This is a genomic window from Hugonella massiliensis, from assembly GCA_001486445.1.
Lineage (GTDB): Bacteria > Actinomycetota > Coriobacteriia > Coriobacteriales > Eggerthellaceae > Hugonella > Hugonella massiliensis.
Genome location: LN908985.1, coordinates 145997 through 170117, shown reverse-complemented (window position 1 = coordinate 170117; position 24121 = coordinate 145997). Strand labels below are relative to the sequence as shown.

The following is a 24121-nucleotide window of genomic DNA, read 5'->3' as shown; positions in this document are numbered from 1 at the left end:
CTCCATGGCCTTTGACACCGCCGACGAGCTTCACCTTGCATCGCTCGACCTCGTGCACTTTCGCAACTATGATTCCTTCCGCCTCGACGAGTTGGGCTACCTCACGATTCTCGTAGGGCCCAACGCGGTGGGAAAGACGACCGTCGTCGAGGCGATTCAACTCGTCACGGCCCTGGAATCATTTCGCACGTCGAAGGCGTCTCGGCTGGTGAAGTGGGGCGAGACGCGGGCCCATGTGGGCGCGCGTCTGATCGGCGAGGCGCGTGACCTGAGTGTCGAGCTCGATATCAAAGGCTCTTCGCGCAGCTACAAGCTCAACGGCAAGACCAAACGGGTTGCCGACCTGGCAGGCCTCTTACCGGCGGTGACCTTCACTCCCGACGACCTGCACCTGGTTAAGGGGGCGGCCGCCGCCCGCCGGGACGCGCTCGACGCCTTGGGCGCGCAGATCTCGAAGAACTTCGCTGCCGTGCGCAGCGACTATGCGAAACTCGTGAAGCAGAAGAACCGGGCGCTCAAGGCCGAGGAATCCGATACCTATCTGTCCTCGATAGACGACGTGCTCGTACGGGTGGGCGTGCAGGTGCTTTCGCATCGTATGACGATCGTGGAACGCGTGCAGCCCTACTTCCAGCGGTTCTATAAGGAGATTTCAGGCGGCGACGAGCGGGTTGCCCTCAACTACGTGCCCTGTTGGCTGCGCGGCGACGACGATGAGCTCGCGCGCTACGCGTTCGACCGCGACGAGGCCCTCTCGAGCCTGGAATCCTACGGTCGTGCCATGCGGCCGGTCGAACGCGCCCGTCGGCGGACCGTCGCGGGCCCCCATGCCGACGACGTGCTCTTTCTGCTCGACGGCCGCAATGCCGTGCATTTCGCCAGCCAGGGCCAGCAGCGTTGCATCGTGCTCGCCTACAAGCTAGCCGAAGCGGCGGCAATCGAAGACGCGATGGGGCGCAAACCGCTCCTCCTCCTCGACGACGTGATGAGCGAACTCGACGAGCGACGCCGGGCCTACTTCATGGAGTTCGTGGCCGACGACATCCAAACGTTCATTACCACCACGAACGCCGCCTATTTCACCGATGCGATGAAACGGCGCGCTCGGATCGTGAGGCTCGGGGAGGGCCCCGCATGAAAAAGTTTTCCGACACCGTCTATTCCGCACTCGACAAGATACCGGGCATGGACGCAGGCGCCATTCGCAAGGCGGCCCGCGTGAAGCAGGTGCGCGACATGTGGGCGCAACTGGTGGAACCGGCGATTCTTGCCCATACCAACGGCGTGTACGTGTTCACCAAAGACGGCAAGCGGCAGATGCACGTGTACGTGGACGAGAGCATTTACGCGGCCGAGCTCAACAATCGGCGCGAGCTCCTCAAGCTCATGTGCGCCGAACAGTTCGGCGAGCACATCGATGAGTTCTCTATCCACATCTCGCGCGGTCAGCGAAAGCTCGAGCATCCCTACGCTCAGACGAAAAAGCCCGAAATCGATGCACACCCCGCTGTGCCGCTCTCACAGGCCGAATTACAGTCTGTAGAGGACTCTGTATCGAAAATACCCGATTCGCGGCTAAGAGAGCATTTTAAAGAAGCCATGATTCGTGATTTGGAGTGGAAGAAGGGCAACTCCCCTCATCCTCCTGCAGAAAGTTAGCAAATACGTCTCAGAAAGCGCGAGAATAGCTCTCAGGCCTATTTGGCGTTTTCAGCGTCATATTTGCGCCATGAATCTATGGTAGAATTCTCCACGCTTACGCAGGGCGCCCCCTGCGTATGTTCTCTCCAAACCCAACATCACTGCAAAAGGAGCAGAGCGTGGCAGAAACCAAACCATCCCATTACAACGGCGGTGACATCCAGGTTCTCGAAGGCCTGGAACCGGTCCGCAAGCGCCCGGGCATGTACATCGGCTCGACGAGCGCCCGCGGCCTTCACCACCTGGTGTACGAGGTCGTCGACAACTCGGTCGACGAGGCCCTCGCTGGGTACTGCACCGATATCGACGTGCACATCATGGAAGACGGCAGCGTCAAATGCGTCGACAACGGCCGCGGCATTCCCGTCGATATTCATCCCAAAGAACATATTCCCACCGTTGAGGTCGTACTCACCATCCTGCATGCCGGAGGCAAGTTCGGCGGCGAGGGCTACAAGGTGTCGGGCGGCCTGCACGGCGTGGGCGTTTCGGTCGTCAACGCGCTGTCAACCCACATGACGGTGCAGGTGGCGCGCGACGGCAACCTCTACGAAATCGCCTTCGAGCGCGGCAAGACGGTCGAAAAGCTGAAGAAGGTCGGCACGGCCAAGCACACCGGCACCACCGTGCAGTTCTGGCCCGATCCGGAAATCTTCACCGAGACGACCACCTTCAACTACGACACGCTCGCCGAGCGCTTCCGCGAGATGGCCTTCCTGAACAAGGGCCTGAAGATCAACCTCACCGACGAACGCGTGAAGAACGAAGACGGCTCCTTCAAGGGCGAGACCTTCCAGTACAAATATGGTCTTATCGACTACGTGAAGTACCTGGTGAGCGGCAAGGAGCCCATCAACACCAAGCCGATCTACTTCGAGGCGGAATCCGAAGCCGGCGAGGTCGAAGTGGCCATGCAATGGACGGAATCCTACGCGACTAACACGGTCTTCTCCTTTGCCAACAACATCAACACGATCGAGGGCGGCACCCATCTCGACGGCTTCAAGACGGCGCTTACGCGCACGATGAACGACTACGCCCGCAATCGCGGTTTGCTGAAGGAAAAGGACAACAACCTCACCGGCGACGACGTGCGCGAGGGTTTGTGCGCCGTGATTTCGGTCAAGCTGCACGAACCCCAGTTCGAAGGCCAGACCAAGACCAAACTGGGCAACAGCGAAATGCGCGGTTTGGTGTCGAGCGCGGTGACGCAGGGCCTGGGCGAGTTCTTGGAAGAGAACCCCACCCCGGGCAAGAAGATCGTCGACAAGGCGAGCCGCGCCTTGAAGGCACGCGAGGCCGCGCGTAAGGCCCGCGAGATGACGCGCCGTAAGAGCGTGCTCGACTCCTTCAGCTTGCCGGGCAAGCTGGCTGACTGCAGCAGCAAAAACGCTGCCGAGTGCGAAATGTTCATCGTCGAGGGCGACTCGGCAGGCGGGTCGGCCAAACAGGCCCGCGACCGAAAATACCAGGCCATCTTGCCTCTGCGCGGCAAGATCCTCAACGTCGAACGCGCCGGCTTGCACCGCGCCCTGTCGAGCGACACGATCAGCTCGCTCATCACGGCCGTGGGCACCAACATCGGCGAGGATTTCGATGCCGAAAAGGCCCGCTATCATCGCATCATCATCATGACCGATGCCGACGTCGACGGCGCCCACATTCAGATCCTTCTGCTTACCTTCTTCTATCGCTATATGCCCGAACTCATCAACCGCGGGTACATCTACATCGCCAAGCCGCCCCTGTACGGCATCAAAGAGGGCAAGAAGAAGATCAAGTACTGCTACAACGACGACGCCCTCGCCGAGGCCATGAAGGCGTATCCCGAAGACAAGAAGCCGTCGGTGCAGCGCTACAAGGGTTTGGGCGAAATGGACCCCGACCAGCTGTGGGCGACCACGATGGACCCCGACCAGCGCATCGTCATGCAGGTGACAATCGACGATGCCGCCGCTGCCGAAAGAGCGGTGAGCGAGCTTATGGGCTCTGAAGTAGAACCGCGCAAGAAGTACATTCAGGAGCACGCTAAAGACGCGCGTTTCCTCGACATCTAATCGCAGCTCAAACGAAGATAAAGGAGTTACAAGTTGGCAGACGATCCTAAAGATACGGGTCAGGAGCCCGAGGAGGGCGCGGAAGCCACGCCGGAGGAGATTGCGAACTCCGCCCACGTGGAACCGGCCGAACTGGGCTACCAGATGCGCCAGTCCTTCATCGAATACTCGATGAGCGTTATCGTGGCGCGCGCCCTCCCCGACGTACGCGACGGCCTGAAGCCCGTCCATCGCCGCATTCTCTACGCTATGTACGAAAGCGGTATCCTGCCCAACCGTCCCCATTCGAAGTCGGCTCGTACCGTCGGCGACGTTATTGGTAAGTACCATCCGCATGGCGACTCGGCCGTGTACGAGACCATGGTGCGCCTCGCTCAGCCCTTCTCGATGCGCGTGCCTCTGGTCGACGGCCACGGCAACTTTGGTTCGATCGACGGCGACAGTGCCGCTGCTATGCGTTATACCGAAGCCCGTCTTGCCCGTCCGGCCATGGAAATGCTGCGCGACCTCGACAAGGAAACGGTCGATTGGCAGCCTAACTACGATGAGAGCCTGCGTGAACCGGTGGTCCTGCCGGCCCGTTTCCCCAACCTGCTCGTTAACGGCAGCCAGGGCATCGCCGTGGGTATGGCGACCAACATTCCCACCCACAACCTAGGCGAGACTATCGACGCCACGATTCTCATGATGGAAAACCCCGACTGCACCACGCAGGACCTCATGAAGGTCTTGCCGGGCCCCGACTTCCCCACGGGCGCCATCATCTGCGGCAAGAAAGGCATCGTCGACGCCTACGAAACGGGGCGCGGGTCGCTCACCTTGCGTGCGCGCTGCGAGATTTCGGAAACCAAGCGCGGCCGTTCGATTATCACCGTGAAGGAAATCCCTTACATGGTGAACCGTACGCGCCTGCTTGAGAAAATCGGCGAGCTCATTCGCGAGAAGCAGCTGCCCGAGATTTCGAACGTGCACGACGGCGCCGACCGCCATGGCATCGACATCATCATCGAGCTCAAGCAGAACGCCCTTCCGCAGGTCGTGCTCAACAAGCTCTACAAGCACACGCAGCTGCAGACCACCTTCGGCTGCAACATGCTTGCCCTGGTCGACGGGGTGCCGCATACCCTGTCGCTCAAAGAGATTCTCTTCTACTACATCAAGCATCAGGAAGACGTCATCGTCCGTCGTACGCGTTACGACCTGCAGAAGGCAGAAGAGCGCGCCCATATCGTGCGCGGCTTGCTCATCGCCTTGGACAACATCGATGCGGTCATCCATACGATTCGGTCTTCGAAGACCGACAAGGAAGCGCGCGAGCGCTTGATCGCCAACTTCAACCTCGACGAGATCCAAGCCAACGCCATTCTGGAAATGCGCCTGCGCCGTCTGACTGGCCTGGAATACGACAAGCTCGTTGCAGAATTGAAGGAGCTTGAAGAGAAAATCGATTACTACAAGCGCGTGCTTGCCGACGAGAATCTGGTGAAGCAGATCATCAAAGACGAGCTGCTCGAGATCAAGAAGAAGTTCGACACCCCGCGCCGTACGACCATCACAGCCTCTTCGACGACCGACATCGAAGTGGAAGACCTCATCGCCGACGAGGACATGGTCGTAACGGTCACCAAGAGCGGGTACATCAAACGCCTTCCGCTCGCGACGTACCGTCAGCAAAAGCGCGGCGGTAAGGGCATGCAGGGTGTGAGCCTGAAGGAGAACGACTTCGTTGAGCACCTCTTCATCGCGTCGACCCATGCCTATATGCTCTTCTTCACGAGTAAGGGAAAGGTGTATCGCCTGAAGGTCTACGAGATTCCCGAAGCCGGCCGCCACGCCCGCGGCACCGCCATCATCAACTTGCTCAACCTGCGCAAGTCGGACGGCGAAACGGTCCGAGCCGTTATTGCGACCAAGGACTTCCCCGAAGACGAGTTCCTTATGTTCGCGACGGCCCAGGGCATGGTGAAGAAGACTTCGATGAGCCTCTACGACCGCACCCGCAAGGACGGTCTGATCGCCATCAACCTCAACGAGGGCGACGAACTCATCAGCGTCAAGCGTGTGTCGGAAGGCGAGAAGGTCTTCATGGTGTCGAACGCCGGCAAGGCCATCGTGTGGGATGAATCGGAAGCCCGTGCTATGGGACGCGATACCAAGGGCGTCCGCGGTATGAAACTGCCCGAAGATGAGCGCGTGCTCGACATGTCGATCGGCAAGCCCGATACCGACCTCTTCGTGATTACCGAAAAGGGTTACGGCAAACGCACGTCGGTCTACGAGTATCCCCTACATCACCGTGGCGGTCAGGGTGTCTATACGATCACGATGACCAAGAAGAAGGGCGACCTGGCGGCTGCCAAGATCGTGGCCGAAGATGACGAGCTCATCATCATCACCGAGGAGGGCGTGGTCGTGCGCACCCCGGTGAAGGGCGTGTCGGAACTGGGCCGCTCGACTCAGGGCGTTCGCATCATGAATGTGGAAGCCAAGGACAAGGTGGTTGCCGTCGGCATTGCCGATGACAGCAAGGGCAAACGCCATAAGCGCGTGGGCAGCTCGGTCGACGACTTGGATGTGGATGTCGACGAGGAATAACAGGCCATAACGCCTTGTTTCATGAAACATGTTTCACGTGAAACAACGAAGAGAGGGCCGGCATGCGTGAAGCATGCCGGCCCTCTGCGTAGGGCGCTTCATGGAAGGACCAGTAGGTCGACGGCAGAAAGGGAAAAGACCGAGTCGATCGCCTACTGGGCGAAGTCATCGGGCGAGATATCCTGAATCCACGCTTCGAATTCTTTGAGCTCGTCTTCGTTCGTCGGTTCTTCTTTGAATATGAAGGGATACGATGCGCGCTCGAACACGGTATCGGCCATGTAGAGCGGGGCGTTCGAACGAAGCGCAAGAACGACGGCGTCGCTCGGTCGGGCATCGAGTGTGATGATGTCTCCTTCGTGCTTCAATATGACGTGGGCGAAAAACGTGACGTCCTGCACGTCGACAATCTGCACTTCTTCGACGGTGGCATCGAGCGTCGCAAGCGCGTCGAGCATAAGGGTGTGCGTCATGGGCCGTTTAAATGAGAGGTGTTGGATGGCTGCGCTGATTTGCGCGGCTTCGTGGGCTCCGACCCAAATGGGGACGATGCGCCGGGTGCGCGACACGGTTAAGTCGTTGGCCGGGCACAGGACGAGAACCGAGGGATTGGGCGGCTCGGTAGCCACGAGGGTCTGAATCGCGACGGGAATAAGCATGGGACCACCTCCTCTTGTAGGATAAAGCACGCTGTGTGGTGAATGGGGCGAAACGACGGTTCCTTAAAGAGTCATTCCGCATGCAGGATAAGGTGAAGGAACTGAAGTTGTGGAGAAACTTCATAACTCAAGATTTAATTTGACACTCCTCTAGGCGGTTGGTATTTTAATTAAGCGCGTTTTTCGCGGGCCCGTAGCTCAGTTGGTTAGAGCGCACGCCTGATAAGCGTGAGGTCGCTGGTTCAAATCCATTCGGGCCCACCATTTTTACTGATAAACGCTCCACCGTGAGCCGAGTTTGCCGGTGGAGCGTTTATTTATATCTAAACGAGCTGCGCGCGGCAACGTGGGGCATTAGCTCAGCTGGGAGAGCGCGGGCTTTGCAAGCCTGAGGTCAGGGGTTCGATCCCCCTATGCTCCACCATTTTCTTGGTTGTTTTCCGCCTCAGGGCGGATTTTTTTATGCGTACAGCCGTGAGGCTTTGCACGCAGACCACTTTTGGCCTTGGGATGCTGGCATCGGGCGCGCGTCGCCGCTAGAATCCAATGCGATTCTCACGTTACACACCGCAGGATATGCTTGAACGAAGCGAGGGGTTGCCGTGAACCGACAAGAAGCTTTGCGCACGCTCGGCCTTGACGAGGATGCGACGGACGAGGACATCGTCATCGCCTATAAGGAATCGGCCCAGATCATGCATCCCGACCGGTTTGCCGGTAAGCCCAAGCTGCAAAAACGAGCGACCGAGCAATTCAAGAACCTTCAGGAAGCCTATTCCTATCTGAGGGACCACGGTGCGAAAGGGGGCGGATCGCACACCGGGCGCGCACGCTCCGCTTCGTCGCGCGAGGACGAGCTGGAAGCTCGCCTTGCCGGCATCCAAGCGGCTCGCGCCCAGCTGGTGGCCCAACGCGACGCCCTGCTCGATTCTCGGCGCAACGGGCTTACGATGCTCGTGGTAGGCGCTCTGATCGCGATTTTTATGCGCCGCATTGTCTGGCTGGCGGGTATCGCCGGCACGGCGGCGGTATGGGGGTTAATCGAAGTAGTTTCCACCACGCAAAACATCAACTCTCTGAGTGATAGGCTTGATGAGTTGACCAAAGAGAAGAAGAGAATCCTTCAAGAGATAGAGGAATTGGGGTAATGAAACAGGACAACCTTCGCAACGTGGCCATCATCGCCCACGTCGACCATGGCAAAACCACCCTGGTCGACCAGCTAATGAAGACCACCAACGTGTTCCGCGCTAACCAGCAGGTGGAAGACCGCGTGCTCGACAGCAACGACCAGGAGCGCGAACGCGGCATCACCATCTTGTCGAAGAACATTTCCATCACCTACAAGGACGTCAAGATCAACGTCATCGACACGCCGGGTCACGCTGACTTCGGTGGCGAAGTTGAGCGCGTGCTCAATATGGCCGACGGTGCTCTGCTGATTGTCGACGCCTTCGAAGGGCCCATGCCCCAGACGCGTTTCGTGCTGCGCCATGCGCTCGACTTGGGCCTGCGCATCGTCGTCGTCATCAACAAGATCGACCGACCGGGCGCCCGCCCCGAAGAGGTGCTCGACGAAGTCTTCGACCTCATGGTCGAACTGAACGCTTCCGACGAACAGCTCGACTTCCCCGTGGTCTACGCGAGCGCGATGAACGGCTATGCCCGCTATGAGGCCGACGACGGCAACATGGACATGATTCCCCTGCTCGATACCATCCTGAAGGAGATTCCCGCTCCTGACGTCCAGCCCGACGGCCCGGTGGCCCTGCAGATTTGCACGGTCGACCATTCGAGTTTCGTGGGCCGCATCGGTGTCGGCCGTCTCTATTCCGGCACCCTGCACAAGAACGAGCAGGTGCTCGTGATCAAGCGCGACGGTACTCGCTACAACACGACCATCAAACAGGTTTTCACCTTCGACAAGCTTGGTAAGAAGGAAGAAGACCAGGCGACGGCCGGCGATATCATCGCCGTCGTGGGCGTGGAAGACGCCGACATCGGCGACATGGTGACGAGCATCGATCATCCGGTCGAGCTCGACCCGATCAAGATCGACGAGCCCACGATGGCCGTCGTGTTCCAGCCCAACGACAGCCCGCTCGTGGGCAACGACGGTGAAATCGTCGGCGCCCGCCAGCTCAACGAGCGCCTCTTCGCCGAAGCCGAATCGAACGTGACGATGAAGATCGCCCAACTCGAGGACAAGTCGGGCATCGAGGTGTCCGGTCGTGGCATTCTGCAGATTTCGGTGCTTATCGAAACGATGCGCCGCGAGGGCTTCGAGCTCCAGGTGGGCCGCCCGCGCGTCATCATGAAGAAGGACGAGAACGGCAAGATGCTGGAGCCCATCGAGGAAGCTACGGTTGAAACGCCGAGCGAATACGCGGGCAAGTGCATCGAAGTCTTCGGTACTGCCGGCGGCGAAATGCTCGACATGGTCACCAAGGGCGACCAGACCCAGCTCGTCTTCAAAATCCCCACGCGCGGCACGATGGGTCTGCGCACGCGCCTGCTCAACGCCACGCGCGGCGAGGCGAACATGTTCCATCGCTTCAGCGAGTACGGCCCCTACCGCGGCGAATACGCCGGCCGCCGCAACGGATCGATGATTTCCATGTCGACCGACAAGGCCGTGGCTTACGCGCTCGATACCCTGCAGGAGCGCGGCCGCCTGTTCGTGTCCCCGGGCGACGAATGCTACGAAGGCATGATCGTGGGCGAGTCCGCCAAGGAAGGCGACATGGTCGTCAACGTGTCGAAGACCAAGAACCTGGGCAACCAGCGTTCGTCGACGGCCGACAAGGCCATTCAGCTCACCCCGCCGGTGAAGTTCACCCTCGAAGAGGCACTGGAGTACATCCAGGACGACGAGCTGGTGGAAGTGACACCGAAGAATATCCGCCTGCGCAAGCGCATTTTGGACACGGTGGCCCGCAAGAAGGCCAACAAGGGCAAATAGCCCCGTTGTAAGAAAGCCGCACCAAGAGAGGTGCGGCTTTCTTATTAGGTGCATCTGCGGCCGCCTGCGTAGGCGTGGCGTATCGTGTTCACCTTTCGGGGCCTGCGACCTTGCCCCCAACATCGCGGGCGAGATAATCGAGGCGCAGCGAAAACAGACGGTCCCGCCGGTCGATTGTTACTCGAGGAAGAATTCTTCACACAATTTCGTCTTTATCGGTTGTGCGCTCCCCTGCCGCGCACGATAATGCGGTCATACGAAGATTGCGCAATCGAAGGAGTGCTTTGCTATGTGCTCAAACGGAGTGAATACCGGCCAGTACAAGATGATGCTCGAACAGATGGACGACCAGCTGGCAGTGAATCGCCGCTGGATGCATAAGCTGGCCCACCTCGCCGGAGACAACGGCTACGACAAGACCAACGAGATCATGCATCAGGCCCAGGCTCTGCTCGACGACGCCCGCGCGCTTATGACCGACGCCCAGGACGCCTTGGAAGACGACGCCGAGCGTTTGGCCAACGTGCAAGTGAAGTTGGTATAGCGATTCGTCCCGCCCGCTTTCGTTCCCCTGCAGTGCGCCCTGCGGGGGATTTTTCATGTCAGGAGCTCGCATGGCAAACGATTTGATGCGGTTTTCGGTGGCAATGCCCGAAAACCTGCTCGTGGAATTCGACCAGTTGGTGGCCCGCCGCGGCTTGGCTAAAAACCGAAGCGAGGTTGTGCGCGATCTCGTGCGCGAAGCGCTCGTGGAAGACGAATGCGCCCGCCCCGGCACCGAAGTCATGGGCACCCTTACCATCGTCTTCGACCATCACGCGAGCGTCTTGCGCGACAAGCTCGACGCTATTCAGCACCAGTACTATGAGAGCATCGTGTCGACCACGCATATCCACATGAACGAGGAATGGTGTTTGGAGGTCATCATCATGAAGGGCGAGACCGGCGAGATTCAGGGGCTGGCCGACCTCATCTTAGGCACCAAGGGCGTGAAGACCGGCAAACTGGTTCTCACGACAACGGGAAAATACTTCTAAAGGCTCTAGGATGGGCCAATCGGTATACGGAGAAAAGGACGCATGATGGACGAAACGGTACTGCTCGGACACGGGAGCGGCGGCACGATGATGTGCCGCATCATCGACGACGTGTTCATGGAAGCCTACGGAAACGACGAACTCAACCAGGGTAACGACGCCGCCGTGCTGCCGGTGCCGGCAGCGGGCGAGCGCCTGGCCTTTTCGACCGACAGCTTCGTGGTGACGCCGCATTTCTTCCCCGGCGGCGACATCGGGCATTTGGCGATTTGCGGCACGGTCAACGACGTGGCCACGAGCGGCGCGGTGCCCCAGTACCTCAGTTGCGGCATGATCCTGGAAGAGGGCTTCCCAATGGAAGACCTGAGGCGCATCTGCGCTTCGATGGCGGCCACGGCCAAGGAAGCCGGTGTGCGCATCGTCACGGGCGATACCAAGGTGGTCAATCGCGGCCACGGCGACGGCATCTACATCAACACGGCGGGCGTGGGTTTCCTTCCCGAAGGCCGCCATCTGGGCGGCGAGCTCTGCGCGCCGGGTGACAAGATCTTGGTGAGCGGCACCTTGGGCGACCACGGCATCACGATCATGAGCCTGCGTGAGGAGCTGAGCTTCCATGCCGACCTGGCCAGCGACGCCGCCCCGCTCAACGGTCTGATCGCCGACGTCATCGCCGCAGCTCCGCATGTGCACTGCTTCCGCGACCCCACCCGCGGCGGGATCGCGTCGACCTTGAACGAGCTCGCCGAGCAGTCGGGCGTCGATATGGTGATCGATGAGGATGCGGTCCCGGTGAAGGACGCCGTGCGTGGCGCCTGCGACATGCTGGGTTACGACATCATGCAGGTGGCCAACGAAGGCAAGATGGTCTGCGTGGTGCCCGCCTGTGAGGCGGACGCGGCGCTGGCGGCCATGCGCGCCCACAAATACGGGGCGGACGCGGCGATTATCGGCGAGGTAACGGCAACGGAAGCGGGCCGGCCTAGCCGCGTGACCGTGCGCACGGGCTTTGGGAGTACCCGCATCCTCGATATGCTCGTCGGTCAGCAACTTCCCCGCATTTGCTAATTTGCCCCCTAACGTTACCGCGTCGGTGCGCTATAGTTGCGCCACGCGTTGCCTTCGGGGAAGCAGGGCTCCGCTTACCATCGATGAACGGCATTTCGAGCGTGTCATCTTGCAATGCCTGACGAAGATGGTATCTTGCGCTACATACCAGCGCTCCCGTTGCGAAACGGGTAGACGATACGAGAAGGAGAACACTATGTCCAAGCCTCTTATCAGCACGGATGATTGCATCGGTTGCGGCATTTGCGTCGACGCCTGCCCTCAGGAAGTTCTGGAAGTCGACGGCGGCGTTTGCGTGGTCGCCAACGAGGAATCCTGCATCGCCTGCGGCGATTGCCTGGAAGAGTGCCCCATGGGCGCCATCACCGAAATCCAAGAGGACTAAGGTATCCGCAGAGCAGCGCACCCGAAAAGCCCTGGCCCGTGTGGCCAGGGCTTTTTCTATGTAGAGAGGAGTGCTTTGGCGGGGCTTCCGAGGGTAACGGGCGCGTTACGGAACAGATGCAGACCGATGCAAACGGACGGTTCGGCCCGCAGTTGCGGACGAAAGACCAGGTCAACGCCTCATAAGAGCGTTTACTGCATGTAAGGCAGAAAACTTGACAGGTGAACACTAAGATTTTATATTCCCAATCGTGAAGAAATTCTGAACCTGGAATTCCCCCCTCACCCAACCAAGGCATTAGCAGGCAACTGAAAGGATAGATACATGAGCAAGATCATCGGTATCGACTTGGGCACCACCAATTCGGCGATGGCTGTCATGGAAGGCTCGGAGCCTGAGATTCTGGTAAACGCCGAAGGCGACCGCACTACCCCGTCGGTGGTGGGTTTCCGCAAAGACGGCGAGCGCGTGGTCGGCAAGGCCGCCAAGAACCAGGCCGTCACGAACCCCGAGAACACGATTTCCTCGGTGAAGCGCTTCATCGGCCGCTCCTATCAGGAAACGCTCGATGAGCAGAAGACCGTGTCCTACAACGTGAAGAACGGCAAGGACGGCCGTGCGGTCATCGACATCGACGGCAAGGACTACATGCCGGAAGAGATTTCGGCCATGGTTCTGCAGAAGCTGAAGACCGACGCCGAAAAGCAGGTGGGCAGCCCCATCACCCAGGCCGTCATCACCGTCCCCGCCTACTTCAACGACGCCCAGCGTCAGGCTACCAAGGACGCCGGCAAGATTGCCGGCCTCGAGGTCATGCGCATCATCAACGAGCCGACCGCTGCGGCCCTGGCCTACGGCCTCGATAAGACCAACAAGGACGAAAAGGTCCTCGTGTTCGACTTGGGTGGCGGCACCTTTGACGTGTCGGTCCTCGAGCTGGGCGACGGCGTCTTCGAGGTCTGCTCGACCGCCGGCGACAACCACCTGGGCGGCGACGACTGGGACCAGCGCGTCATCGATTGGATGGCCGACAAGTTCAAGCAGGAAAACGGCATCGACCTGCGCGGCGACAAGATGGCCCTGCAGCGTTTGAAGGAAGCCGCTGAAAAGGCCAAGATCGAGCTTTCGAGCACGACCCAGACCAACATCAACCTGCCCTTCATCACCGCCGACGCCACGGGCCCCAAGCACCTGGACTACACGCTGACGCGCGCCGAGTTCGAACGCATCACCCGCGATTTGCTCGAGCGTTGCAAGCAGCCGGTTCAGCGCGCCCTTTCCGACGCCAACCTTTCGACCGGCGACGTGAACGAGGTGCTGCTGGTCGGCGGTTCGTCCCGTATGCCTGCCGTGCAGGATCTGGTGAAGACCATCACGGGCAAGCAGCCCAACATGTCGGTCAACCCCGACGAAGTGGTGGCCATGGGCGCTGCCGTTCAGGGCGGCGTGCTCGCCGGCGACGTGGAAGGTATCCTTCTGCTCGATGTGACGCCCCTGTCCCTGGGCGTTGAAACCATGGGCGGCGTCATGACCAAGATGATCCCCCGCAACACCACGATCCCGACCCGCAAGACCGAAATCTACTCCACGGCGGCCGACAACCAGACCTCCGTTGAAATTCACGTCCTGCAGGGCGAGCGCGAAATGGCCCGCGATAACAAGACCCTGGGCAAGTTCCAGCTCACGGGTATCCCGGCGGCCCGCCGTGGCGTGCCTCAGATCGAGGTCACGTTCGACATCGACGCCAACGGCATCGTGAACGTGTCCGCTAAGGATTTGGGCACCGGCAAGCAGCAGCAAATCACGATTTCGGGATCGACGGCCCTTTCCGACGACGAAGTCGACCGCATGGTGAAGGATGCCGAGGCCCACGCCGAGGAAGACGCCAAGCACAAGGAAGAAGTGGAAGCCCGCAACAACTGCGACTCCCTGGTCAACGCGACCGAGCAGACCCTGCAGGAGCTGGGCGACAAGGTCCCGGCCGACACCAAGCAGAATGCTCAGTCGGCCGTCGACGAAGCCAAGCAGGCGCTGGCCGGCACCGACATCGACGCCATCAAGGCGGCAACCGAAAAGTTGCAGCAGGCTGGCTACAAGCTGAGCGAGGTCGTGTACAGCCAGAACCAGGGCGCACCGCAGGGCGCCGGGGCGTCTGCCGCGGGCGCTGCACCGCAGCAGGATGACGACTCCCCGATCGAGGCCGATTACGAAGTGGTCGACGACGACGCGAACAAGGGGAAGTAGGAATCATGGAAGAGCATCAGGATCACACCGAACAGGCGACCGATGCGGCTGAGGATTCCACGGTAGAGGCCGCGGCGGGCGCGCAAGAAGCACCCGCCGCCGACCAGCCCGCCCAAGCGGCAGCCGATGCTGCAACCGCCGACGATGCGGCGGCTCCTTCGGCAGACGACGCGCTCGCTGCGGCCAAGGCCGAAGCAGCCGAATGGCAGGACCGTTTCATGAGGCTGCACGCCGAATGGGACACCTACCGCCGCCGCACGAACGATCAGCGCGAGGAAGAGCGCAAGCGCGCCAACGAAAAGCTGGTGGGCAACCTGCTCCCCGTGCTCGACGATTTCGAGCGCAGCATCGAGTACGCCGTGAAGAACGGCGAGGGCGACTTGCTCGATGGGGTGCAAAAGGTGCACACCAAGCTGGTCGACGTGCTCGTGAAATCGGGCGTCGAGGTCATCGACCCGGCCGGACAACCGTTCGATGCGCTCGAAGCGCAGGCGGTGGCCAAGGTGGACAACACCCAGGTCCCCGACGAAACGGTGCAGGACGTGTACCAAAAGGGCTACAAGATGGGCAAAAAGGTCATCAGGCCCGCAATGGTCACCGTCACATCGGGCGGCCCCAAACGGGAAAAGAAGGAAGAGGCCGACAAGGCCGAATAGCAAGCGGAGCGGGCGGGTGAGCGACAGCGAGCCCGCCCGTTGCTTCATAGACGATAGATACGCGGAAACGCGACAAGACGAAAGGAAGGTGGAGCGTCATGCCCGGCTCGACTCCGGACTACTACAAGACACTCGGCGTTCCACGCAACGCTACACAGGACGAGATAAAGAAGGCCTTCCGCAAGCTGGCCCGCAAGAACCACCCCGACGCCGGCGGCGACGAGGAGAAGTTCAAGGAAATCAACGAAGCCTACGAAGTGCTCGGCGACGAAAAGAAGCGCAAGCTCTACGACCAATACGGCACGGGCGACGCGAGCAAGATTCCCTTCGGGGGCGGTGGCAACCCCTTCGGGGGCGGCGGGTTCACCGTGAATATGAACGGCGCCGACTTTGGCAGCTGGCAGGATATCTTGGAGAGCATACGCCGTGGCGACGGAGCTTTCGGCAGCAACTGGGACTTCGGCGGAGGTTCGCCCTTCGGGGGCGGCCCCTTCGGCGGGCAGCCGCGCCCGCGCAAGGGCAGCGACATGAACGTGACCCTTACCGTGTCCTTCGACGAGGCCTTCCGCGGGTGCACCAAGCGCGTGACCGTGCGGGTGCCGGGAATGAGCGAACCGGAAACCATTTCCTGCAAGATCCCGGCAGGCGCCGTCGATGGCGGGCGTGTGCGCGCCAAAGGCCGTGGCGGGCTGGGCGAGAACGGCGGGCCGCGCGGCGACCTGCTGATTACGACCAAGATTGCCCCGCACCCCTATTTCAAGCGCGACGGGGCCGATGTGCTCATCGACGTGCCCGTAAGCATCGCGGAAGCCTCCTTGGGGGCGCGCGTCGACGTGCCCACGCCCGACGGCAAGAAAGTGCGCATGAAAATTCCCGCCGGCACGCAGGACGGCGCGACGATGAAGGTGCGCGGCGCCGGCGCGCCCCATGTGAAAGGGGCGGGCACGGGCGATTTGCTCGCCAAGGTGCGCGTGCGGGTGCCCAAAGAGCTCAACGACGAACAGCGTGCGGCGCTCGAGGCCTTCCAGGCTGCGTCTCATGACGAGCTAAGGAGCTGGTAATGGACGACGACGCATACAACGAGCCGCTCTACATGATCAGCGTCGCCGCGAAGCTGGCGGGCGTGCACCCGCAGACCCTGCGCTCCTACGAGCAAAAGGGCCTGGTGTCGCCCCAGCGCACGAGCGGCAATACGCGCATGTATTCGAAGGCCGATATCGACCGGCTCGAACTTATTAACGAGCTCACCGGCGAGGGCATCAACCTGGCCGGCGTGATTCGCATCCTCGATCTGCAGGGACGCATCGAAGATCGCGATCGGGAGCTCGACAGCCTTCATAAGAAGATCAGGCGCTTGGCCGACCGCGTCTGCGAGCTGGAAACGCGCGAAAGCGTGACCTCGCTCGTGGTCGCCCAGACCAACGCGCTGCGCCGTTTGCCCTAGGGCAGGCGGCAGGGAACCAATCGGAATCCAAGGATAGGAGACCACATGGCACTCCGCATGGACAAGCTGGCCATCACCTCGCAGCAGGCGCTGCAGAACGCGATGAGTTTGGCCAGCGAGCACGACAATGCGATGGTGGAGCCCCTCCACCTGCTTGCTGCCGTGCTCAATGAGAAAGAGAACAACCTAAACGCGATCATCAAGCGCATCGGCGCCGATGCGGCCACCTTGGCCCAGCAGGCCAGCGACGCGGTCGACCGCCTGCCCAAACAGACGGGGTCGAGCATGCCGAGCGTACCGAGTCAGGATTTGCTGAAAACGCTCGACGAAGCCGTGAAGATCGCCGAAAAGCTGGGCGACAGCTACGCGACGACCGAGCATATTCTGCTCGCCCTTTCCCAGGACAAGGGAGAGGCGGGCCACATCCTCACGGGCGCGGGCCTCACGCGCAAGAACATCGAAGAGGCCTACGAAGAGCTGCGCGGCGACACCCGCGTGACCGAACCCGACCAGAAGGCTCAGTTCGAAGCTCTGGAGCAGTATGGCCAGAACCTGACCCAGCAGGCACGCGAGGGCAAGCTCGACCCGGTCATCGGCCGTTCCGAAGAAATTCGCCACACGATTCAGGTGCTGTCGCGTCGCACCAAGAACAACCCGGTGCTCATCGGCGAGCCGGGCGTCGGCAAGACGGCCATCGTCGAGGGCCTGGCCCAGCGCATCGTGGCGGGCGACGTGCCGAGCAGCCTGAAAGACCGCGAGATCATCGCCCTCGATTTGGGCTCGATGATGGCAGGCGCCAAGTATCGCGGCGAGTTCGAAGACCGTTTGAAAGCCGTGCTGCGCGAGGTGAAGCAGAGCGATGGCCGCATCATTCTCTTCATCGACGAGCTTCACACGATCGTGGGTGCCGGCGCGTCGGGCGAAAGCAGCCTCGACGCCGGCAACATGCTCAAGCCGGCCCTGGCCCGCGGTGAGTTGCACGCCATCGGCGCGACCACGCTCGACGAGTACCGCAAGTACATCGAGAAGGACGCCGCCCTGGCCCGTCGTTTCCAGCCGGTCATGGTGGGCGAGCCTACCGTGGAAGACACGATCGCCATCCTGCGCGGCCTGAAGCAGAAGTACGAAATCCACCACCATGTGACGATCACCGACAACGCCGTCGTGGCCGCCGCCGAGCTTTCGAACCGCTACATTTCCGACCGCTTCCTGCCCGACAAGGCCATCGACCTGATGGACGAGGCGGCGAGCCGCCGTCGTATCGAGCTCGACAGCAAGCCCGAAGACATCGACCGCGCCAACCGCAAGCTCATGCAGATGCAGATGGAAAAGCAGGCCCTCGAAAAGGAAAAGGACCCGGCGAGCAGGGAACGCTTGGAAAAGCTGACCCACGACATCGCCGTCGCCCAGGAGGACCTGGACCATCGCAACGCCGAATGGAAGAACGAGAAGGTCACGATCGACCGCCAGAACGACCTGAAAACCCAGCTCGACGCCGCCCAGCAGGAAGAAGAGCGCGCCATGCGCGACGGGGAGCTTTCCAAAGCTTCCGAGTTGCGTTACGCGACGATTCCCAACTTGCAGAAGCAGCTCGATGAAGCCAAATCCGAAATCGACAAGATGAAGGAAGACGGTGCGATTCTCGAAGAGGTCGTCAACGAGGAAGACATCGCCGACGTGGTGTCTGCCTGGACGGGTATTCCCGTGCACAAGATGATGCAGGGCGAGATGGAAAAGCTCGTGAACCTGGAAGAGGTGCTGCATAAGCGCGTTGTGGGCCAGGACGAAGCCGTGTCGGCCGTGGCGAGCGCCATCCGCCGCAACAAGGCGGGCCTTTCCGACCCCGACAAGCCCATCGGCAGCTTCCTCTTCCTGGGCCCCACGGGCGTGGGCAAGACCGAGCTCGCAAAGGCCTTGGCCGAGTACCTCTTCGACACCGAGCGCGCTATGGTGCGTATCGATATGTCGGAGTACATGGAAAAGTTCAGCGTTCAGCGTCTGATCGGTGCCCCTCCGGGATACGTGGGCTACGACGAGGGCGGTCAGCTCACCGAGGCGGTGCGCCGTCGCCCCTACTGCGTGATCTTGCTCGACGAAATCGAGAAGGCTCACCCCGACGTCTTCAACATCCTCTTGCAGGTGCTCGATGACGGTCGCCTGACCGACGGCCAGGGTCGCGTGGTGAGTTTCAAGAACGCGATCATCATCATGACGTCGAACATCGGCAGCCAGTACATCCGCGAGTACGCAGAGCATGGCGACCAGAAGAAGATGAAGGATGCGGTCGACGGTGCGCTGCGCACCACCTTCCGCCCCGAATTCCTCAACCGTATCGACGATGTGATCATCTTCAACAGTCTCACGCTCGACAATATCGAGCCGATCGTCGACCTGCAGCTGACCGACGTGCGCAAGCGTCTGGCCGACCGCCGCATTAAGTTGGAAGTCACGCCGGCCGCCAAGCAGCAGCTGGCGCTCGAGGGCTACGACCCGGTGTTCGGCGCCCGCCCGCTCAAGCGGCTTATCCAGAAGCAGGTGGTCGACCTGGTGGCCAACGAAATCGTTCGTGGCAAGGTCCTCGAAGGTGCCACGGTGACCATCGACATCGACGGCGAGCTGCACTACGCCTGCACGGTGCAGAATCCCGCACCCGAGCAGCCGAAGCTGACTGACTAATCCCGGCCGATTCAAGGGAGGCGGCCCCCGCAGGGGTTGCCTCCCTTTTTCGCCTTACGCTTCGAAGGGCGGCTTTCGTCCCGCCTAACTGCGGGGAACTCCTGGTAGCTCGTGCATTTTGCATTCGTGTACTAGAATGCAGCCATGCAAAAAATGGCAGTCATATCGAAGCGCGACCGTCGCCGCAGGAAATCCGAATCCCTGTTGGGACTCACGACCCTGCTGCTCGGCATCCTGTGCTTCCTTGCGGGGCTCGGCATGATCGTCGTGCTCGTGCGGTTCGCGATCGGGTAGGCGTATGTGGCAGCGCTACACACTCTATGACGTGCGCGTCATCTGCCATTACCTGGGCGTGCTCATCCAGTACACCGGTTTGGCGATGATCATCCCCTTCGTGACGGCTTTGGTCTTCAGCGAATGGGAACCGGCGTCGCGCTATCTGGTCTCCATCGGCTTGGCCCTGTGCCTGGGTTCGGCGCTGCGCATGCTCCGCATCGAGTCGGGCCGCCTGAATCGCCAGCAGGCCATTGCCGTCACCGTGTTCGCCTGGATCGTGGTCGCCAGCGTGGCGGCCGTACCCCTTTCGCTCACGAACCATTACGCGTCCTACGGTGACGCCCTCTTCGATTCGATCGCCCTGTTCACCACCACCGGCCTTTCGATCATGTCCGACCCCGACCACCTGTCGATCGCCGACAACATGTGGAGGTTCGCGGCGGCCTACGCCGGCGGCGTGGGATTGATCGTCGTGGGCATGTCGTTCGGGCTGTTCGGCCGCGTGAGCGACTCGAGCCTCTACGAATCGGAAGGCCGCAGCGACCATGTGCTGCCCAACGTGGTGGAAACCGCCCGCTTCATCGCCCTGTTTTCCGCTTCGGCGATTGCCGTGGCGTCGGTGGTGCTCGCCATCGCCTTGGCCCTGCACGGCATCGAGCCCGTGCGTGCGGCCTTGCAGGGGATATGGCTTTCGATCGCCGGCTTCATGACCGTGGGCATGACGGCGCCGAGCACCAACATCGTCTACTATCACAGCACCTTCGTGGAATTGGTGCTCATGGTGCTCATGGTGATGGGGTCCATCAACTTCGCCGTGCAAGCCGAGATTCTGCACGGTCGCGTGGGGTCGCTCTTCCGCGATACCGAAATCAAGGCGGGCATCGTCTGGACGGCGGTCATGCTCGTGATCTTCATCTTCGCCCTTTCCGCCTCGAACCTCTTCAGCAGCCTTCCCGACATGCTGCGCACGGGCCTGTTCAACTTCCTGGCCGCCGTGACCACCACGGGCTTCACCAAACTCACGAGCAACCAGCTGACGTCGATCGTGCCGTCGGGCGCTTTGCTCGTCTTCGCCATTGCGATGGCCGTGGGCGGTTCTTCGGGGTCGACGGCCGGCGGCGTGAAGCTCAAGCGCGTGGCCGTCATCGCCCTTTCGGCCTATGAAACGCTGAAGAGCGTGGCCTCGCCCCAATCCGCCCGCCTGGTGACCAACTACCACCACATCGGCCGCCGCCGCTTGGGCGAAGACGAGGTGAAATCGGCCATGACCGTTTTCATCATGTTCGTGCTCGTCTACATCGTGGGCGCCCTGGTGGGAGTGGCCTACGGGTACGACGCCGTTTCGGCGGTGACCGAAAGCATCGCCATGGCGAGCAACGGCGGTATCTCGACGGGGATCACCACGGCCGATATGCCGGCCTTGCTGAAGGCGGTCTACGCTGTCGAGATGTGGGCTGGACGTCTGGAATACGTGACCCTGCTCGCCGTGGGCATCAAGATTTTCGTATCGGTCAAGCCGCGCATGCCCGAGCGCCTGCGCCAGTGGCGAAAGGACCGTTCGCGATGAGCGCCCGCACCTTCGCGTCTGCCTTGTGCGCTGCCGTCCTGGCCGTGGCCTGCCTCGCGCCCGCGGCTCCCGCCGCTTGGGCTGACGACTCCGACGACGGCAACGTGGTCAACCCCCTGCAGATGCCCGACAACTCTTTCCTCTACGATACGAGCATCTACGACCTGATCAACGCCGACCCCACGTACGAAGGATCCACGGTGCAGATCACCGGCGAAGTGGTGGGCGATGCCGTGCATGCTCTGGAAGATCCGGGCAAGACCTGGCTCACCCTGTCGAGCACCGACGAGAAAGCGCCCGGATCGATTTCGGTGCTCGTGGATGACGACGACGTAAGCCTGGTCGACACCTATGGGGCTTTCGGCACCACGGGCACGATCTTGCGCGTGAAGGGCACCTACCATCTCTCCTGCGGCGAGCACGAGGGCATTATGGACGTGCATGCCGACAGCGTGTCGGCGGTGACCGAGGGGCAGACGTATCACGAGGAATTCAACTTCGACGATTTCGTGCCGGGCATTTTCGTCTGCGCGGTGGGACTGGTGCTTTCCATCGCCTACTACATCATGCGCGAGAGGAACCTGTGATGCGCGAAGCGGCTCTGGTGGTGCAGATCGACCGCGGATTCCCCCTGGTGGAAACCGCCGACGGGCGACGGTTCCGGTGCAAGCACGCGGTATCCCTGGTGAAGGGGGCCGATGTGCGCGCCCAGGTGGGCGACCGCGTGATGGTCGATGTGGCTGACGATGCCGACATCGCGCAGATCGCCGCTATCGAACCGCGCACGCGCGAGCTGGTGCGACGCGACCCCGCCGAGCGCACGGTCGCCCAGGTGCTCGCGGTGAATTTCGATACGGTGATTGTGGCGCATCCGCTGCATGAGCTGAACGAGCGGCGCCTGGAACGCGAGCTCGTACTTGCCCAGAGCACGGGCGCGCAGGTGGTCGTCGCGCTCACCAAAGCCGATCTTGCCGAGAGTTCCCGGCAGGTGGAAAGCGTGCTCGCCCACGTGCGGGCCATGGCGGCGCCGGGGGTCGAGGTGGTGGCCGTGTCGGAGCACGACCCTGCATCCGTCGAGCGCTTGCGGGCCTTCATTCCGGCAGGAACCACGGCGGTGCTCATAGGCCGGTCGGGCGTGGGCAAATCGAGTTTGGTGAACCTGCTCGCCGGGCGCGACGTGCAGGAGACGAACGCCGTGCGCGAAACCGACGGCAAGGGACGGCATACCACAGTGAACCGGTCGATGGTGGCGCTGCCCCAGGGCGGCTACGTGGTCGACATGCCGGGCGTGCGCGGTTTGGGCCTGTGGGATTCGCGCGAGGGCATCGACGCGGCATTCCCCGATGTGGCGGGTCATGCGGCCGATTGCCGCTTTCGCGACTGCACGCATGGCGGCGAACCGGGCTGTGCGGTGCAGGCGGCGGTGACAGCGGGCGAGCTTTCGTCCGAGCGCGTGGCGTCGTACGTGCGTTTGGTGGCCGAAAACGCCGAGCAGATGGAAAAGAACGAAGTTGCCGCCCGCATGCGCGGCCGCGGTAAGCCCCGCCCCCGCCGGCGTCGTCGCTAGCGCCCGCCTCGTTTGCCACGGCCGTCTTGTCGGGTTCGTGCCTCTCGCCCGTGCGGCCTGCGCGTTTCGTGCTACCCTCGAGGAGAACTGAGAGGAACGTTATGACTGTTACCGCACCCGACGGCTTCACCTACCGTGTGGCCGATACCCATTGCCATATCTACAAGCAGAAGATCGCCGCGAAGGCGTCTGCTGCAATCGGCTCTTTTTACGACAAAGCCCCCTTCAACGTGAAGATGTACGACGCGAACCCCACGCCGCAGGAGATGCTCGACCGCGCGACGCAGGTGGGCGTCGACCGCTTCCTCGTGTTCAGCGTGGCCACCAAGGCTTCCCAGGTGAGCGGCATCAACGAGTTCATAGCCGAAGAGGTAGGCGCGCACCCCGAGTTCATCGGCCTGGGAACGGCGCATCAGGACTGCGAAGATTTCGGTGCCGTGCTCGACGAGGTGGAGCGCTTGGGGCTCGTCGGCATCAAGCTGCATCCCGACATGCAGAAATTCAATCTGGACGACCCGCGCATGATGCCGCTCTACCGCGGCGCCGCCGAGCGCGGCCTGACGATGCTCTTCCATGTGGGCGACGAGCGCTACGACTACAGCGCTCCCGAACGCCTTGCCCGCGTGATGGACGCGATTCCCGACCTGAAGGTGCATGCGGCCCATTTCGGCTGCTGCCGTCTGTGGGACCGCCGACCGGTGGTCATGGCCGCTCAGGTGCTCAAGGGTGCCCACGTGGCGTTCGATACGAGCAGCACGCTCAAGTGGGCGCCCAAGGAAGCGGTTCTCTATCTGATCGACCAGCTGGGCATCGACCATATCATGTGGGGCACCGACTTCCCCATGTGGTCGCCTTCGGAGGAAATCGATCGTTTCCTGGCTCTGGGCCTTTCGCATGAGGACAACCAGAAGGTCTTCTACGATAACTTCGCCCGCTTTTACGGCGTGGAAGATTAGGCGTCAATCCCCCAGCGGTCGCACTGTTGGGGGATTGACTGCTACGCAGCCGGACGCTAAAGGGGTCGCCCTAGCGACGGAGCCCCAGAGACCTCGTGCAACAAGAAGCCCCGTTTGCATCTGCAGCGTGCAAACGGGGCTTTGTAGGAAAAGTAAGCGACGGTATCAATGAGGGGTGCGACCCGTCGCTTTTAAGGGACACCTGCATCATAGGGTGCGTGAGGCGATTTAGCATGCCTATCACCAAACGGCGATAGGTTGGGCGCAACGT

General features: G+C 61.4%; 21 protein-coding genes and 2 tRNA genes. 22 read left to right on the top strand and 1 reads right to left on the bottom strand.

Annotation, left to right across the window (positions count from 1 at the left end):
- Positions 1–4: 4 nt before the first annotated feature.
- From recF to gyrA, 4 genes are all read left to right on the top strand, one after another.
- Positions 5–1138 carry a DNA replication/repair protein RecF gene (gene recF, locus BN3270_RS02475; RefSeq protein ID WP_058985611.1) on the top strand — a complete coding sequence of 378 codons (1134 nt, stop codon included), beginning with the start codon at positions 5–7 and terminating at the stop codon, positions 1136–1138.
- A complete protein-coding gene (locus tag BN3270_RS02470; RefSeq protein ID WP_058985610.1) occupies positions 1135–1659 on the top strand; it encodes a DciA family protein in 525 nt (174 codons plus the stop codon). Before recF ends, BN3270_RS02470 begins: the two co-directional genes overlap by 4 nt.
- A 161-nt stretch (positions 1660–1820) precedes the next feature.
- Positions 1821–3758 carry a DNA topoisomerase (ATP-hydrolyzing) subunit B gene (gene gyrB, locus BN3270_RS02465; RefSeq protein ID WP_271711889.1) on the top strand — a complete coding sequence of 646 codons (1938 nt, stop codon included), beginning with the start codon at positions 1821–1823 and terminating at the stop codon, positions 3756–3758.
- Between the two features lie 117 nt (positions 3759–3875).
- Positions 3876–6353, top strand: a complete 2478-nt coding sequence (gene gyrA, locus BN3270_RS02460; protein WP_271711895.1) for a DNA gyrase subunit A — start codon at positions 3876–3878, stop codon at positions 6351–6353.
- Between the two features lie 152 nt (positions 6354–6505).
- Here gyrA and BN3270_RS02455 read toward each other — a convergent pair whose 3' ends face one another.
- Positions 6506–7012 (bottom strand): bifunctional nuclease family protein, encoded by a 507-nt coding sequence (locus BN3270_RS02455; protein ID WP_058985608.1) that lies wholly within the window; start codon positions 7010–7012, stop codon positions 6506–6508.
- A 187-nt stretch (positions 7013–7199) separates the two neighbouring features.
- Between BN3270_RS02455 and BN3270_RS02450 the strand changes: the two genes are divergently transcribed.
- The 18 genes from BN3270_RS02450 (at position 7200) to BN3270_RS02370 (ending at position 23850) form a co-directional block, all read left to right on the top strand.
- Positions 7200–7276: transfer RNA gene (locus tag BN3270_RS02450), tRNA-Ile, on the top strand.
- A gap of 84 nt (positions 7277–7360) precedes the next feature.
- Positions 7361–7436 (top strand) — tRNA-Ala (locus BN3270_RS02445).
- A gap of 178 nt (positions 7437–7614) precedes the next feature.
- Positions 7615–8160 carry a J domain-containing protein gene (locus tag BN3270_RS02440; protein WP_058985607.1) on the top strand — a complete coding sequence of 182 codons (546 nt, stop codon included), beginning with the start codon at positions 7615–7617 and terminating at the stop codon, positions 8158–8160.
- On the top strand, positions 8160–9974 hold the full coding sequence (gene typA, locus BN3270_RS02435; protein WP_058985606.1) for a translational GTPase TypA: 1815 nt from the start codon (positions 8160–8162) through the stop codon (positions 9972–9974). Before BN3270_RS02440 ends, typA begins: the two co-directional genes overlap by 1 nt.
- Positions 9975–10263: 289 nt before the next feature.
- Complete coding sequence (locus tag BN3270_RS02430; RefSeq protein WP_058985605.1) at positions 10264–10518, top strand: hypothetical protein; 255 nt, start codon at positions 10264–10266, stop codon at positions 10516–10518.
- Positions 10519–10588: 70 nt separating this feature from the next.
- Entirely contained in the window at positions 10589–11011 is a 423-nt protein-coding gene (gene nikR, locus BN3270_RS02425; RefSeq protein WP_058985604.1) for a nickel-responsive transcriptional regulator NikR, read from the top strand.
- A gap of 45 nt (positions 11012–11056) precedes the next feature.
- Complete coding sequence (gene hypE / locus BN3270_RS02420; RefSeq protein ID WP_058985603.1) at positions 11057–12079, top strand: hydrogenase expression/formation protein HypE; 1023 nt, start codon at positions 11057–11059, stop codon at positions 12077–12079.
- A gap of 196 nt (positions 12080–12275) precedes the next feature.
- Complete coding sequence (locus BN3270_RS02415; RefSeq protein ID WP_058985602.1) at positions 12276–12464, top strand: 4Fe-4S binding protein; 189 nt, start codon at positions 12276–12278, stop codon at positions 12462–12464.
- Between the two features lie 324 nt (positions 12465–12788).
- The gene (gene dnaK / locus BN3270_RS02410; protein ID WP_058985601.1) at positions 12789–14708 is read left to right on the top strand and encodes a molecular chaperone DnaK; all 1920 of its coding nucleotides are present in this window, start codon (positions 12789–12791) and stop codon (positions 14706–14708) included.
- A 5-nt stretch (positions 14709–14713) separates the two neighbouring features.
- Positions 14714–15364, top strand: coding sequence for a nucleotide exchange factor GrpE (locus BN3270_RS02405; RefSeq protein ID WP_082673288.1), 651 nt, complete (start codon positions 14714–14716; stop codon positions 15362–15364).
- A 98-nt stretch (positions 15365–15462) separates the two neighbouring features.
- Positions 15463–16425: a DnaJ C-terminal domain-containing protein gene (locus tag BN3270_RS02400; protein ID WP_058985600.1), complete on the top strand. Its 963-nt coding sequence runs from the start codon at positions 15463–15465 to the stop codon at positions 16423–16425.
- Positions 16425–16808: a heat shock protein transcriptional repressor HspR gene (locus BN3270_RS02395; RefSeq protein ID WP_058985599.1), complete on the top strand. Its 384-nt coding sequence runs from the start codon at positions 16425–16427 to the stop codon at positions 16806–16808. The genes BN3270_RS02400 and BN3270_RS02395 overlap by 1 nt, the downstream gene beginning before the upstream one ends.
- A 45-nt stretch (positions 16809–16853) precedes the next feature.
- Positions 16854–19484, top strand: a complete 2631-nt coding sequence (clpB, locus tag BN3270_RS02390) for an ATP-dependent chaperone ClpB (protein WP_058985598.1) — start codon at positions 16854–16856, stop codon at positions 19482–19484.
- Between the two features lie 153 nt (positions 19485–19637).
- Positions 19638–19778 carry a hypothetical protein gene (locus tag BN3270_RS09435; RefSeq protein ID WP_156411856.1) on the top strand — a complete coding sequence of 47 codons (141 nt, stop codon included), beginning with the start codon at positions 19638–19640 and terminating at the stop codon, positions 19776–19778.
- 4 nt (positions 19779–19782) lie between these two features.
- The gene (locus BN3270_RS02385; protein ID WP_058985597.1) at positions 19783–21327 is read left to right on the top strand and encodes a TrkH family potassium uptake protein; all 1545 of its coding nucleotides are present in this window, start codon (positions 19783–19785) and stop codon (positions 21325–21327) included.
- Positions 21324–21914, top strand: a complete 591-nt coding sequence (locus tag BN3270_RS02380; protein ID WP_058985596.1) for a hypothetical protein — start codon at positions 21324–21326, stop codon at positions 21912–21914. The genes BN3270_RS02385 and BN3270_RS02380 overlap by 4 nt, the downstream gene beginning before the upstream one ends.
- Complete coding sequence (gene rsgA / locus BN3270_RS02375) at positions 21914–22894, top strand: ribosome small subunit-dependent GTPase A (RefSeq protein WP_058985595.1); 981 nt, start codon at positions 21914–21916, stop codon at positions 22892–22894. Before BN3270_RS02380 ends, rsgA begins: the two co-directional genes overlap by 1 nt.
- A gap of 101 nt (positions 22895–22995) precedes the next feature.
- Positions 22996–23850, top strand: coding sequence for an amidohydrolase family protein (locus BN3270_RS02370; protein ID WP_058985594.1), 855 nt, complete (start codon positions 22996–22998; stop codon positions 23848–23850).
- Positions 23851–24121 lie beyond the last annotated feature (271 nt).